This window comes from Thioclava sp. DLFJ4-1 (genome assembly GCF_002020145.1).
Taxonomy (GTDB): domain Bacteria; phylum Pseudomonadota; class Alphaproteobacteria; order Rhodobacterales; family Rhodobacteraceae; genus Thioclava; species Thioclava sediminum.
Genome location: NZ_MPZT01000001.1, coordinates 639,652 through 653,385 on the forward strand (window position 1 = coordinate 639,652; position 13,734 = coordinate 653,385).

At 66.3% G+C, this 13,734-nt stretch carries 14 protein-coding genes; 7 read left to right on the forward strand and 7 right to left on the reverse strand.

Going from position 1 to position 13,734, the window contains the following annotated elements; all coding sequences use genetic code 11:
- The first annotated feature begins 40 nt into the window (after positions 1 to 40).
- Positions 41 to 928 (forward strand): DMT family transporter, encoded by an 888-nt coding sequence (locus tag BMI85_RS02815; protein WP_158522073.1) that lies wholly within the window; start codon positions 41 to 43, stop codon positions 926 to 928.
- Positions 929 to 939: 11 nt separating this feature from the next.
- Positions 940 to 1,815: a lysophospholipid acyltransferase family protein gene (locus tag BMI85_RS02820; protein ID WP_078546331.1), complete on the forward strand. Its 876-nt coding sequence runs from the start codon at positions 940 to 942 to the stop codon at positions 1,813 to 1,815.
- A 49-nt stretch (positions 1,816 to 1,864) separates the two neighbouring features.
- Here BMI85_RS02820 and BMI85_RS02825 read toward each other — a convergent pair whose 3' ends face one another.
- The 5 genes from BMI85_RS02825 to BMI85_RS02845 all read right to left on the reverse strand — a co-directional run bounded on the left by BMI85_RS02825 (position 1,865) and on the right by BMI85_RS02845 (position 7,147).
- Positions 1,865 to 3,466 carry an APC family permease gene (locus tag BMI85_RS02825; RefSeq protein ID WP_078599431.1) on the reverse strand — a complete coding sequence of 534 codons (1,602 nt, stop codon included), beginning with the start codon at positions 3,464 to 3,466 and terminating at the stop codon, positions 1,865 to 1,867.
- Between the two features lie 119 nt (positions 3,467 to 3,585).
- Positions 3,586 to 5,001, reverse strand: a complete 1,416-nt coding sequence (locus tag BMI85_RS02830; RefSeq protein WP_078599432.1) for an aldehyde dehydrogenase family protein — start codon at positions 4,999 to 5,001, stop codon at positions 3,586 to 3,588.
- 61 nt (positions 5,002 to 5,062) lie between these two features.
- Positions 5,063 to 5,848, reverse strand: coding sequence for a metal ABC transporter permease (locus BMI85_RS02835; protein WP_078519617.1), 786 nt, complete (start codon positions 5,846 to 5,848; stop codon positions 5,063 to 5,065).
- Entirely contained in the window at positions 5,841 to 6,641 is an 801-nt protein-coding gene (locus BMI85_RS02840) for a metal ABC transporter ATP-binding protein (protein ID WP_078599433.1), read from the reverse strand. The genes BMI85_RS02835 and BMI85_RS02840 overlap by 8 nt, the downstream gene beginning before the upstream one ends.
- On the reverse strand, positions 6,638 to 7,147 hold the full coding sequence (locus BMI85_RS02845) for a Fur family transcriptional regulator (protein ID WP_078519619.1): 510 nt from the start codon (positions 7,145 to 7,147) through the stop codon (positions 6,638 to 6,640). The genes BMI85_RS02840 and BMI85_RS02845 overlap by 4 nt, the downstream gene beginning before the upstream one ends.
- A 91-nt stretch (positions 7,148 to 7,238) precedes the next feature.
- On the opposite strand from BMI85_RS02845, the gene BMI85_RS02850 reads away from it, so the two are divergent.
- Genes BMI85_RS02850 through BMI85_RS02860 form a run of 3 tightly spaced genes read left to right on the forward strand, consistent with a single transcriptional unit; the run spans position 7,239 to position 9,558 of the window.
- Positions 7,239 to 8,195, forward strand: coding sequence for a zinc ABC transporter substrate-binding protein (locus BMI85_RS02850; protein WP_078599434.1), 957 nt, complete (start codon positions 7,239 to 7,241; stop codon positions 8,193 to 8,195).
- A 32-nt stretch (positions 8,196 to 8,227) separates the two neighbouring features.
- The gene (locus BMI85_RS02855; protein WP_078599435.1) at positions 8,228 to 8,992 is read left to right on the forward strand and encodes a 2-dehydro-3-deoxygalactonokinase; all 765 of its coding nucleotides are present in this window, start codon (positions 8,228 to 8,230) and stop codon (positions 8,990 to 8,992) included.
- Between the two features lie 35 nt (positions 8,993 to 9,027).
- Entirely contained in the window at positions 9,028 to 9,558 is a 531-nt protein-coding gene (locus BMI85_RS02860; protein ID WP_078599436.1) for a MarR family transcriptional regulator, read from the forward strand.
- A 34-nt stretch (positions 9,559 to 9,592) separates the two neighbouring features.
- Here BMI85_RS02860 and BMI85_RS02865 read toward each other — a convergent pair whose 3' ends face one another.
- Positions 9,593 to 11,236, reverse strand: coding sequence for a CTP synthase (locus BMI85_RS02865; RefSeq protein ID WP_078599437.1), 1,644 nt, complete (start codon positions 11,234 to 11,236; stop codon positions 9,593 to 9,595).
- 183 nt (positions 11,237 to 11,419) lie between these two features.
- On the reverse strand, positions 11,420 to 11,872 hold the full coding sequence (gene secG, locus BMI85_RS02870) for a preprotein translocase subunit SecG (RefSeq protein ID WP_078539694.1): 453 nt from the start codon (positions 11,870 to 11,872) through the stop codon (positions 11,420 to 11,422).
- Positions 11,873 to 12,161: 289 nt separating this feature from the next.
- Between secG and BMI85_RS02875 the strand changes: the two genes are divergently transcribed.
- Positions 12,162 to 13,457 carry an adenylosuccinate synthase gene (locus tag BMI85_RS02875; RefSeq protein WP_078539695.1) on the forward strand — a complete coding sequence of 432 codons (1,296 nt, stop codon included), beginning with the start codon at positions 12,162 to 12,164 and terminating at the stop codon, positions 13,455 to 13,457.
- 4 nt (positions 13,458 to 13,461) lie between these two features.
- Entirely contained in the window at positions 13,462 to 13,701 is a 240-nt protein-coding gene (locus BMI85_RS02880; protein WP_078599438.1) for a DUF2842 domain-containing protein, read from the forward strand.
- Positions 13,702 to 13,734 lie beyond the last annotated feature (33 nt).

The following is a 13,734-nucleotide window of genomic DNA, read 5'->3' on the forward strand; positions in this document are numbered from 1 at the left end:
GGCTCTGCCCGGGTTGAAAGCGACTGCGAGGGGGCCCGGCGTGGCCCCCTCTTCACATCCCGAGGGCGATCGTCCCGGGATGGGGATCGCGCTGATGCTCGGCGCGTTCTCTATGCTGACTTTGATGGACGCTTTCGCGAAGCTTCTCGGGCAAGGCTATCACCCGCTCTTGATCGTCTGGGCGCGCTTCGCGGTGAATGCCGCGGTGCTCGCCTTCATCTATCGCGGCAGCCTGCCGCGCAGGCTCCGCAGCGCGCAGCCGAAGTTCCAGCTGGGCCGGGCGCTGTTCCAGATGGGCGCGATCGTGGCCTTCTTCTACGCGCTGAAACATGTGCCGCTGGCCACCGCCACCGCGCTTGGCGATCTCAACCCGGTGATCGTGACGCTGGGCGCGGCGCTGTTTCTGGGCGAGCGGCTGGGCCCGCACCGCATTTTCGGCATTCTGGCGGCCTTCATGGGCGCGATGATCATCCTGCGTCCGGGTTTCGGCGGGCTGCATCCGGCGGCGTTTCTGGCGCTGCTGGCCGCCTTCAGCTTCGCGGGCGCGGTGCTGCTGACGCGCCACCTGCGCGGCGATAGCGCGGCCACCTCGCAGCTTTGGTCCGCCTTTACCGGGCTTGCGCTTTCGTCGCTCGCCCTGCCCTTCATCTGGCAGCCGATCGCGCTGTCCGATCTCTGGGTTTTCCTCGGTCTCGGGCTTGCGGGCAGCCTGTCTCAGTTTCTGCTGATCCGCGCCTTCGCGCTGGCCGAAGCCTCGACGCTCGCACCCTTCGGTTACTCGGGGCTGCTGTTCGCGTCCTTCTGGGGCTGGCTGATGTTTGGGCAGTTTCCCGACGGGTTCACGATTGCCGGGGCGCTTGTGATCGTGGGGGCTGGCCTCTATGTCTGGTCGCGTGAGCGCCGTGCCGCGCGCCAAGCCAGAGCCTGACACTCGACACGATGAAGAACCGCGAACCCACCCTGTCCGACCGCGCCTCGAATGCCCTTTTCGTGGCGGTGATGCGGCTGGTCCAGCGCCTGCCCTACGAGCGGCGTATCCCCGCAGCGGGGCGGATGGTCGCGCGGCTCGCCCCGATCCTCGGCTTCACCCGCAAAATCCGCGAGAACCTACGTATCGCCTGCCCGGATCTGTCCGAAGACGAAATCAAGCGGCTGCAGCGCGAGATGCCCGACAATCTGGGCCGGATGCTGGCGGAGATTTATTCCGGCGAGGAATTCGTGGCCCGCGTGCACGATCTGCCGATCGAGGGCCCCGGCGCCGAGACGCTGGAGGCCGCCCATCGCGAGGGTCGCCCCGTCGTCCTCGCGGCAGGCCATTTCGGCAATTACGACGCGTGGCGCGCGGCGCTGGCCGGGCGCGGCTACCGGGTCGGCGCGATCTACCGCCCGATGAACAACCCGCTCTTCAACGAGCAATATGTCTCGACCATCTCGGCCATCGCAGAGCCGCTGTTCTCGCGCTCGCGCCGGGGGCTGGGCGACATGATGAAATTCCTGCGCGACGGCGGAATGGTCGCCTTCGGCTTCGACCAGCATTTCAACAAGGGCGCGGAACTGAGCTTCTTCGGCCTACCCGCGCGCACGCCGCTGTCGGCGGCGGAAATGGCGCTGAAGATGAAAGCCGATCTGGTGCCGATCTACGCGATCCGGCAGCCCGACGGGCTCAACTTCAAGATCTATGCCGACAAGCCCGTCCCGCACAGCACCCCCGAGGCGATGACGCAGACGCTCAATGACGGGCTGGAGGAGATGATCCTCAAGCATATGGAGCAATGGCTCTGGATCCATCGCCGCTGGAAGGTGAAGCGGACATAAGGAAGGCGCGCGAGTTTCCCCGCGCGCCCTTTTGTCATTTCGCAACGGCTCAGTTGCCGCGCTGGATACGCTCCATCAGCGCGCCGGTCTCCTCGGCCGGCAGCGCCGCGCGCAGCGCGAACCAGATCACCACCAGCGACCACACCGCGACGAGGCCCATCCCGCTCCAGAAGTTCAGCACATTGAGCGCGTGATCCGAGGTGCCGAGGCCGGTGATCACCCAAAGCCCGCCGAACCACAGAGCCAGCCAGCCGATATGCCCCCAGCCGAACTCGGAGGCGGATTTCTTCTGCAGGACGTGGAAGACCACCGCATAGACCGCGAAGCCCCCGAGCAGCATCCCGAACAGGATCGAGTCGGTGTAGAAACCCGTCCAGTAGATCACGAGGTTCGACGCGATGAAGGCCAGCGGCGCGAGGATTTCCGCCCCTTTCAGGCGGAAGGCGCGCTCGGCATCGGGTTGGCTGCGGCGCAGCACCATCAGGACGATCGGACCGAGGCCGTAGGTCAGAACCGTGATCGAGCTGATATAGCCCACCAGCAGCTGCCATGCCGGGAAGGGCAGCAGGAAGAACACGCCCACGGCCCACATCACCGCAACCGCCAGCCACGGCACGCCGTGGCGGGTCGTGTGGGTCAGTGCGCTCGGCCCGCTCTCGGTGTCGCCCACCGCATAGAGGATGCGCGAGCCGCCGGTGACGTAGATCAGCCCCGTCCCGCCGGGCGAGACATAAGCGTCGACGTAAAGGAGCAGCGCCAGCCATCCCATGCCCAGCGTCGCCGCGAGACCGGCGAAGGGACCAGCGGAGCCTTTGAAGCTCAACGACGCCCAGCCATTCGCCAGATCGCCCTGCGAGAGCGCCATGATGAAGGCCACCTGCAGCAGGATATAAACGATCGCGGCGAGAATGACCGAGCCGATCACCGCCATCGGGATATTGCGGCCCGGATTGGCGCTCTCGCCGCCCAGGTCGATCGCGGTGCGGAAGCCAAGGAAGGAGAACACGATCCCTGCGGCGGGAATGGCGGTGAACATGCCCTGCGCCTTGTAGGTGCCCGGTGCCGCATGCCAGACGCCCCAATGGGACGAGGCCGCGATCAGCCCGACCACGGTGATCAGCGGCACGGCGATCTTCCACCACGTGACGGTGTTGTTCACCTTTAGCAGCGCCTTGATCGCGAGCAGGTTCAGCAGCGCCAGCACGCTCAGGAGCAGCGCGGAGGTGATGAAGCCCACCAGCGTCAGCGTGCCCGACCCGTCCCCGCGCAGGAAATACGGCAGGTAGTTATTGGCATAGGTGACGATCCCCTCGGCCTCGACCGCAGGCACCGGCGCATAGCTGAGAAACAGCATCCAACCCCAGAGCCGGCCCAGCGTCGCGCCGTGGCTCGCATGGCTCATATGGACGAGCGCGCCGGATTTGGAGAACATCGTGGAGAGTTCGGCAAAGCACAGCGCGATCAGCATGATGATCGCCGCCCCGATCACCCAGGACCAGACCGAGAGCGGCCCTGCGATTTTCGAGGCGTGATAGGCGCCGAACAACCAGCCCGAGCCGATCATGGAGGTGGTGGAGGCAAAGAGCAGCCCGATGACCCCGGCGTCACGCCGCAGTTTGCCTCCTCCGGCCATCGTTTCTGTTGATGCCATTGGTTAATCCCCTGTTTCTTATTAATCACAAGGGTTCAACTAGGGCGCGATTTCGCCAACCGGAGCGATTACACGGGCTTGTGGCGGAACGCGATCACGCGTGAAATCTGCAGTCGGACTTAGCGCAGGAATTTCTGGGCAAGCTTCGCCATGCGTCCGCTGCGATAGGGCGGCATCAGCATCGCAAGCGGCGCGAAACGGTTCTCGAGCACGGGCTTGAGATGGGTGAAGGCCTCGAAGCCCCAATGCCCATGCGCGGCCCCGACACCCGAATTCCCGATCCCGCCGAAGGGCAGGTTCTGGTGCAGGTAATGGACCAGCGCGACATTGACGCCCACCGCGCCCGAACTGGTCGCGCGGCGCAGCCGGTCGATCAGACCACGGTCGCGCTCGAAGATATAAAGGGCGAGCGGCTTCGGTCCGGCCTCGATCCGCGCCACCACATCCGCCGCATCGTCGAAGGGGATGACCGGCAGAACGGGGCCGAAAATCTCCTCCTGCTCGACGCGCATCGACGGGTCGGTGCCCATCAGGACGGTGGGCGCGATATAGCGGCTCTCGGCCTCGCTGGTGGCACCGGTCAGCGCCTTTGCGCCAGCGGATTGCGCGCTCTCGATCATGCCCATCAGGCGGGCGAAATGATCCGGGTTGATGATCCGCGCGAGGTCTCGCGAAGCCGCCTGCGCCTCTTCCGTCTTGCCATACATCCGCGCGATCGCGGCCTTCAGCTCGGCCAGAAACGGGGCCTCGATCTGTTTGGCGACATAGACGTGATCGGGCGCGATGCAGGTCTGCCCGGCATTCGCGAACTTGCCCCAGGCGATCATCCGCGCGGCCTTTTTCAGGTCCGCACCGGGGCCGACGATGACCGGGGATTTGCCCCCCAGCTCAAGCGTCACCGACGTCAGATGCTTCGCCGCCGCCGCCATCACGATCTTGCCGACCCGCGGCGAGCCGGTGAAGAAGATATGATCGAAAGGCTGGTCGAGCAGTTCCTGACTGACCTCGACCCCGCCCTGCACCACGCGCACGAGATCGGCAGGCAGCGCCTCCTCCACGATCTGCGCGATCACGGCGGCGCTGGCCGGGGCCAGCTCGGACGGTTTGACGATCGCGGCACAGCCAGCCGCGATGGCCGACACCAACGGCCCCAGAGACAGTGCCAGCGGGTAATTCCACGGCGCGATGATCAGCGCGGTGCCCTTCGGCTCGGGCACGATCCGCGCGCGGGTGCCCAGCATGGCGCGGGTCGGGCGCACCCGGCGCACGCGCGTCCATGTTTTCAGGTGGCGCAGCGCATGCGAAATCTCGGCCTGAACGGGCAGGATTTCGGTCAGCCGGATCTCGGCCTCGGGCTTGGAGAAATCCTCGGCCAGCGCCGCGAGGATCTCCGCTTCGTAGTCATGGATCGCGCGCGAGAGCGCCTGCAGCGCCGCGCGCCGCTGCGCGGGATCGAAAGCCATGCGACGCTGTGGATTGCCCGCCGCGAGGTCGACGAAAATCTGCGCCGGGGTCTTGAAACTGCGGTGATCCATCGGGGCTCCTTTGCCGCGCATCTCAACGCGCGGGAGGGGAAATGGCAAGCGGCAGCACGGCTTAGCGCGCGCGACGCAGCGGCAAGGACAGCACGAAGAGCACGGTCGAGGCCGCCACGATCGACGGACCGGCAGGGGTGTCGAACTGCAACGACCCCCAGAGCCCCAGCAGCACCGAGGCGATCCCCACCCCGGTCGCGCCCGCCGCCATCGCCTCGGGCCCGCGCGCGAATTGCCGCGCCGTGGCCGCCGGGATGATGAGCAGCGCCGCGATCAGCAGCGCGCCGACGATCTTGATCGCCACGGCCACGGTCAGCGCCAGCGCGATGGTCAGCGCCATCTGCTCGCGCCGAGGGTCGAGCCCCGAGGACATCGCCAGCTCGTCATTGATCGTTGCGGTCAGCAGCCCCTGCCAGCGCCATGCCAGAAGCGCCACGACCACGGCCGAGCCGCCCCAGACCACGGCCAGATCGCTGCGCGAAACGGCAAGGATATCGCCGAACAGCCATGCCGACAGATCGACCCGCAGCCCCGATTGCAGCGACGCCGCGACGAGGCCGAAAGCCAGCGCGGAATGGGCGAGCACCCCCAAGAGCGTGTCCATCGCATGGCCGCGCCCCGAGAGCCGCGCCACTGTGAGCGCCATCGCCAGCGCCACGCCAAGCGTGCCCAGATAGACCGAGATGCCGAAGGCGAAGCTCAGCGCCACGCCGAGGATCGCCGCATGCGCCGTCGCATCGCCGAAATAGGCCATCCGCCGCCACACGACGAAAGAGCCCAACGGCCCGGTCGCGAAGGTCAGGCCGATCCCGGCCAGCGCCGCGCGGAAAAGAAAATCGTCAAACATGCGCCTGCCCGTGGGTTTGAGTGCCGTCCTGCGCCGCGTCATGGGCGTGATCGTGATCGTGGCCGCAGGTCGCGTGATCCGCATGTTCGCCATGATCGTGGCTATGCTGATAGAGCGCGAAGGCCCCTTGCGTGCCCATCCCGAACAGCGCGCGATATTCCGGTGCCTCGGCCACCACCTTCGGCGTGCCCTGACAGCAAACATGGCCGTTGAGGCAGATCACGCGATCCGAGGCCGACATCACGACGTGCAGATCGTGACTGACCATCAGCACCGCGCAGCCGGTTTCCTGACGGACCTCCTCGATCAGCTTGTAGAACCCCGCCGTGCCGGGCTGGTCGAGCCCCTGCGTCGGCTCGTCGAGGATCAGGATCTGCGGCTCCGACAGCAAGGCGCGCGCCAGAAGCACACGTTGGAACTGCCCGCCCGAAAGCCGCGAAATCTGCCGCGCGCCCAGATGCGGCACGCCGGTGCGTTCCAGGGCGGCCTCGGCGCGCGCGTTGGAGACGCGCTTGGGCAGCGACAGGAAGCGGCGCACCGTCAACGGCAGGCTCGCATCGACATGCAGCTTTTGCGGGACATAGCCGATCCGCAGCCCCGCCTGACGGTTCACCTTGCCCCGCGCGGCGCGCTCCAGCCCGATCAGAGCGCGGATCAGCGTCGATTTGCCCGACCCGTTCGGCCCGACGACAGTGACGATCTCGCCCGGGGAAATCGTGAAGTCGACGCCGTGAAGCACTTCGACCTCGCCATGGCGCACGCTCAGGCCCTGCGCCGTGATCAACTCGCTCATTGCGCCTCCTCGGCGGCGCAGTTCGGGCACAGCCCCAGCGCCTCGACGGTCGCCCGCTCGACATGGAAATTCAACCGCTCGGCGGCGCCCTGCAGCGCGTGGCGCACCTCTTCGGCCCCCTCTTCGGGTCCAGCCTCGGCGACCTCGCCACAGTTGCGGCAGATCAGGAAGACCGGCGCATGTTCCTCGCCCGGGCTCATGCATGCGGCGAAAGCGTTGAGGCGACGCACGCGATGCGCAAGCCCGTGCTCGACCAAGAATTCCAGCGCGCGATAGGCCACGGGCGGCTGCTTGCCGAACCCATCCTCTGCGAGCCGGTCGAGCACCTCGTAGGCCCCCATAGCCCGGTGTTCTTCCAGCAGAATTTCCAGCGCGCGCTTGCGCACCGGGGTCAGACGCGCGCCCTTTTCGGCGGCGACAGCCTCGGCGCGCGCCAGCGTCGTGCCGGCGCATCGGCTGTGGTCATGCGGCGTGAAAGCCTTGGCGGAAGAGGTCGAAGATCCCACGAGAGCGTTACCTTATCACATTTCTTCTTGACGAGTGATTTTATAACATACATGTTCCGCTCCTCAGATCAAGTTGGACAGGAGACATCCGATGCGCCCCACCCTTCCCGTTCTCGTGAGCGCGCTTGCCGCACTGCCCGCCCTCGCCCAAGCCGAGGTGCCCAGCGTCGTCACCGATGTTCCCCCGGTGCAGTCGCTCGTCGCGCAGGTGATGGGCGATCTGGGCAAGCCCGAAGTGCTGCTCGGTCAGAATTCGGACCCGCACCACTATCAGCTGAGACCCAGCCAAGCGCGCGATCTGCAGGACGCCGATCTCGTCTTCTGGATCGGCCCGCGGCTAACGCCGTGGCTGGAACGCGCGCTCGACGGGGTCGGAGGGAAAGGCCAGTCGATCGAATTGCTTCAGGCGCCCGGAACGAATGTACGCAGCTTCTCGGCGCAGGACCCGCATGATCACAGCGCCGATCTCGACGAGGACGAGGATCACGCCGAGGCGGGGCACGACGACCACGCCGAGGTCGATCAGATGACCGATCCCCATGCGTGGCTCGACCCCGACAATGCGAAGCTCTGGCTCGGCCTGATCGCCGACGACCTCTCCAAGGCCGATCCCGAACATGCCGACACCTACGCGGCCAATGCCGAGGCCGCGCAGGCGCGGATCGAGACGCTCGACGCCAAACTCAAGGCTGAATTCGCCCCCGTCGCGGATAAGCCCTTCCTCGTTTATCACGCGGCCTATGGCTATCTGGCCGATCATTACGGGCTGACCATCATGGGTGCGCTCGCCCCCAGCGACGCCTCGACCCCCGGCGCGGCCCATCTCGTGAGCCTGCGCGACGAGGCCTCGGCGAAGGATGCCGTCTGTGCTTTCCCGGAGGCGAACCACGACCCGAAAATGGTCGAAATCCTCGTCGATGGGACGCCGGTCACGCTCGGCAAGCCGCTCGATCCGTCCGGCACCGCGCTGACCTATGGCCCCGGCCTGTACAACGACCTGATGCAGGGAATGGCGGACACGATCACCGCCTGCCTGTCGCAGGGTTGATCCCGCAAGACCGCCGTGCGATCTGATGCGCCATGGCTGATTGGATCGCACTCACGGAAGAATTCGGGCGCTGGCGCGCCGCACATGTCTCGGACGGGGCGGTGAGCGACCGCAAATCCGGGCCCGCCGCGCGCCCGCTCTTGCCCGAAGGGGCCGCTGCGATCGTGGCGGCCTCCACTGCAGGCCCCGCCCCGCGCGCCCTGCCCTGCACGCCGCGCCCGGAAGGCGCGCTGCCGCTGACCGAGATCGGCGGACAAAGCTATCCCGCCCTGCCCGGCCTGATCCAAGACAGCGACGGCACCGAGATCACCGCCCCCGAGGCGGCCCGGATCGCCGGCATCCTCGCAGGCCTCCCGCAATTCGACGGCGTGATCTGGATCTGCGGCGCAAGCGCGATCTGGGCGCATATCTCGGCGGGCGAAGTGGTCAGCGCGATGCGCGCAGGATCGGCGGCGATGCTGGCCGCCCTTGGCGCGCCGCTCGAAGCTGGCGACGGCTTCGACGCAGCGCTCGCCGATACGCTCTCGCGCCCCGAGCGCCTCGCCCGCGAATTGGCGCCCCTCAGCCTCGGACGTCCCGCCCCGCGCGCCACTGGCGCCGTGCTCGGCGCGGAACTCGCCGCAGCGAAACCGTGGTGGCTCGGGCAAACCGTGCTCGCGCTGTCCTCCGCCTCCGCCCCCGGCTGGTCGGAAATTTGCGCCCGCGGCTTGCAAGCGCAGGGCGCGCAGGTCACTTTGGGCGACGGGGAGGCCGCGCTGATCGCGGGGCTGTCCGCGGCGCGCCGACCCGGCGCGTAACCGAGCGGCGAAAATAGGCGGCAGAGGATGGATGCATGAGTGAAACCGAACTGCCCGAAGCCTTCGCCGAACTCGCCCCCCGTTTCGGATTTTCCCGCCCCGCAGGCCGCTGTCTCGGCGCGATCTGGCGCGCGGCGCAAGCGCCCTCGGCCGACGATCTGGTGACGCAGCTTGGGCTGTCGCGTTCCAATGTCTCGACCGCGCTGAAGGAATTGCGCGATGCCGGTCTGGTGCAGGCCGCACGCTCGCCCGGCTCGCGCAAGGATTTCTTCGTGGCCCCGACCGAACCGTGGGAGTTGGCGCGGCTGATGCTGGCCGAGCGCGAGCGTCGCGTCATCGGCCCCGCGCGTGACCACCTTTCGGCCCTGGAAGCCCGCAGCGCCGATCCGCGCGCGGCGGCCCTGTGCGAGCTGCTCGACGCGGCCTCGGGCTACATCCAGGCGCTGATCCGCCTCGACCCGGCCGAGCTTGCCCGCCACATCGACCCGGCGCGCGGCGGTGGCAAAGCGGAAAAGCCCGCGCCCAAAACCTCCAAGAAGAAAAAGAAAAAAGCCGCGCAAAGCTGAGCGCGGCTTTTTCAATTTCGAGCTTGAGACCGGTTTACACCAACCGGCTCTGATCCCGCGCGGCCTTGATGAAGCCCGCAAACAGCGGGTGCGGTGCGAAGGGCTTCGATTTCAACTCGGGGTGGAACTGCACGCCGATGAACCACGGATGGTCCTTGTGCTCGACGATCTCGGGCAGGCGGCCATCGGGCGACATGCCGGAGAAGGTCATGCCGCATTTTTCCAGCGGCTCGCGGTACTTGATGTCGACCTCGTAGCGGTGGCGGTGACGCTCTTCGATATCGGTCGAGCCGTAGACCTCGGCGACCTTCGAGCCCTCTTTCAGCGAGGCCGAATAGGCGCCCAGACGCATCGTGCCGCCCTTGTCGTCTGTCACCTTGCGCTCGACCCGGTGGTTGCCCTGCACCCATTCCTTGAGGTGATAGACGACCGGGGTGAAGCGCTTCTTGCCCGCCTCGTGGTCGAATTCTTCCGAGCCCGCATCGCTGACGCCCGCGAGGTTCCGCGCGGCCTCGATGACGGCCATCTGCATCCCCAGACAGATGCCCAGATAAGGCACGCCCTTTTCGCGCGCGAATTGGGCCGCCCGGATTTTGCCTTCCGTGCCGCGCTCACCGAAGCCGCCGGGCACGAGGATGGCGTGGTAGTTCTCCAGATAGGGCGCGGGGTCTTCGTTCTCGAAAATCTCCGCGTCGATCCATTCCGCCTTCACGCGGACGCGGTTCGCCATGCCGCCATGGGTCAGCGCCTCGGCGATCGACTTGTAGGCATCCTCCAGCTGGACATATTTGCCGACGATCGCGACGCGCACCTCGCCCTCGGCATGGTCGAGACGATCCATCACGTCTTCCCAGCGGCTCAGTTCCGGCTTCGGCGCGGGCGAGATGCCGAACGCGTCCAGCACTGCCTGATCGAGGCCCATGCGGTGATAGGCCAGCGGCGCCTCGTAGATCGACTTCAGGTCATAGGCCGGGATCACCGCCTCGGGGCGCACGTTACAGAACAGCGCGATCTTGCCGCGCTCTTTCTCCGGAATCGGCTGTTCCGAGCGGCAGACCAGCACGTCGGGCTGCAGGCCGATCGAGCGCAGTTCCTTCACCGAGTGCTGCGTCGGTTTGGTCTTCAGTTCGCCCGACGCCGCCAGATAGGGCAGCAGCGTGAGATGCATGAAGATACATTGGCCGCGCGGACGGTCCTGGCTGAACTGGCGGATCGCTTCGAAGAAGGGCAGACCCTCGATATCGCCGACCGTGCCGCCGATCTCGCAGAGCATGAAATCGACCTCGTCATCGCCGACATCGAGGAAGTCCTTGATCTCGTTGGTGACGTGCGGGATCACTTGGATCGTTTTGCCCAGATATTCGCCGCGGCGCTCCTTCTCGAGCACGTTGGTGTAGATCCGCCCCGAAGAGATCGAGTCGGTCTTGCGTGCCGAGACGCCGGTGAAGCGTTCGTAGTGGCCAAGGTCGAGATCGGTCTCGGCCCCGTCATCGGTGACGAAGACCTCGCCATGCTCGAACGGGCTCATCGTGCCCGGATCGACGTTGAGATACGGGTCGAGCTTGCGCAGCCGAACCGAAAAGCCGCGTGCTTGCAGCAATGCCCCCAAGGCGGCGGATGCCAAACCCTTGCCGAGCGACGAGACGACGCCGCCGGTAATGAAGACATAACGTGCCATGAAGACCCCCGTGATCTGCGAAATTCGAATGGTTTCCCTGCCCCAAAGAGGGTCAGGATCACGGGATTTAATGCTTACACGATTCGCGGCCTGCCCGCAACCAGACCGCAAGCTATTGAGTTTGGATAGGACGCACCCGCAACGTTTTGTGGGTGCGAACCGATTGCCGGCTGAAGTGACGGCTTAGTTGGCGGCGGGCGGCGTAACCGGACCGCTTTGCGTATCCGTCGTGGTTTCGCCCGCGTTTCCGCCGGTCGAGGCATCCGACCCGCTTGCCGGCGGCGGCATCACGACATCGAGCGACGGCGTCGAACCGGTCGTGTCATTGGCCGGCGCGGTCTCTGCCGGTGCGCTTTGCTCGGGCGCGGCGCTATCAAGCACCGAACTGCTGCCCGCTTTCTGCGCGGCCAGAACCGTCAGCGTCACCGAGGTCGCGAAGAAGCCAGCGGCCAGAACCCAGGTCACGCGAGTCAGCGCATTGGCCGCCTGCCGACCGGTCATCAGCCCGCCGACACCGCCGCCAGAGCTGTTGGACGACCCCATGCCGAGGCCACCCCCTTCGGAGCGTTGCAGCAGCACCACGCCAATCAGCAGCAGTGCGAGGATCAGATGGATCGAGAGAACGACGTTTTCCATGAACGGGTCGGGCCTTCTTTCTTGCGACGCGCCTATCTAGGCGGATGAGACTGAGGGTGCAAGGCCGCAGAGGTGTATTTTCGGCTTTCGCGGGGTCAAATCGGCACAGCCACGCAGCCTGCATCCGCCCTCCCCTTCGTTTTGGCCTAAATATCCCCGCCGGAGGCGCCTGCCCCCTCGCGCGCGACACGCGGGAATTAGAGAGTGCATCTCTCGCAAATGCGGTCTTTCGCACCGCGCGCTCAGCCGCTATACCTCGCGCGGTTTTACACCTGCCAAGGAGAGAGCAATGGCCAATGTCGTCGTCGTCGGCGCCCAATGGGGTGACGAGGGGAAAGGCAAGATCGTGGACTGGCTCAGCGAGCGCGCGGATGTGATCGCGCGATTTCAGGGCGGTCATAACGCGGGCCATACGCTCGTGATCGACGGCAAGGTCTACAAGCTCAACGCGCTGCCTTCGGGCGTGGTTCGGGGCGGCAAGCTCTCGGTGATCGGCAATGGCGTCGTGCTCGACCCGTTCCACCTGCTCGCAGAGATCGAGAAGATCCGCGATCAGGGCGTGGAGATCACTCCCGAGACGCTGATGATCGCGGAAAACACACCGCTGATCCTGCCGATTCACGGCGAGCTCGACCGCGCCCGCGAGGAAGCGGCGTCGAAAGGCACCAAGATCGGCACCACCGGTCGCGGCATCGGCCCGGCCTATGAAGATAAGGTGGGCCGCCGTTCGGTCCGCGTGGCAGACCTCGCCGATGACGCGACGCTGGAAGCTCGTGTCGACCGCGCGCTGCAGCACCACGATCCGCTGCGCAAGGGTCTCGGCATCGAAGCGATCGACCGCGACGCGCTGATCGCGAAGCTCAAGGAAGTCGCGCCCGAGATCCTGAAATATGCAGCCCCCGTCTGGAAAGTGCTCAACGAGAAGCGCAAGCAGGGCAAGCGCATCCTGTTCGAAGGCGCGCAGGGCTCGCTTCTGGATATCGATTTCGGCACCTACCCCTTCGTGACCTCGTCGAACGTGGTCGCGGGTCAGGCCGCAGCGGGCACCGGTATGGGTCCGGGTGCGATCGATTTCGTCCTCGGCATCGTCAAAGCCTACACCACCCGCGTCGGCGAAGGCCCCTTCCCGACCGAGTTGGACGACGAAGACGGCAACCGCCTCGGCACGCGCGGCCATGAATTCGGCACCGTCACGGGCCGCAAGCGCCGCTGTGGCTGGTTCGACGCGGCGCTGGTGCGCCAGACCTGCGCGATCTCGGGCGTGAACGGCATCGCGCTGACCAAGCTCGACGTGCTCGACGGGTTCGAGACGATCAAGATCTGCACCGGCTATGAGCTCGACGGCGAGACGCTCGACTATCTGCCGACCGCCGCCGAAGAGCAAAAGCGCTGCGTGCCGGTCTATGAAGAGATCGAAGGCTGGGCCGAATCGACCGAAGGCGCGCGCAGCTGGGCCGATCTGCCGGCGGCGGCGATCAAATATGTCCGCCGGATCGAGGAGCTGATCGACTGCCCGGTCGCGATGCTTTCGACCTCGCCCGAGCGCGACGACACGATCCTCGTGACCGACCCCTTCGCGGATTGATCCGATGGCGCTGAGCTACAAGGCCCGACGCCGCCTGTCGCTGCTGGCCCTCGTCGTGGGGCTGCCCGCCTATATCGTCGTCGCGGTGACGGTGGTGAACTGGGCGGGCGCGCGCTGGGGGCGGCTGCCGATCTGGGCCGAGTTCGGCGTCTATGTCGTGCTTGGCTTGCTGTGGATCGCGCCGCTCAAGCCGATCTTCAAAGGCGTCGGAAAGGACGACCCCGACGATCCGTCCAAGCCGTGACACCCTCTGGCGGGCGCGCCGAAAAACGGGCAA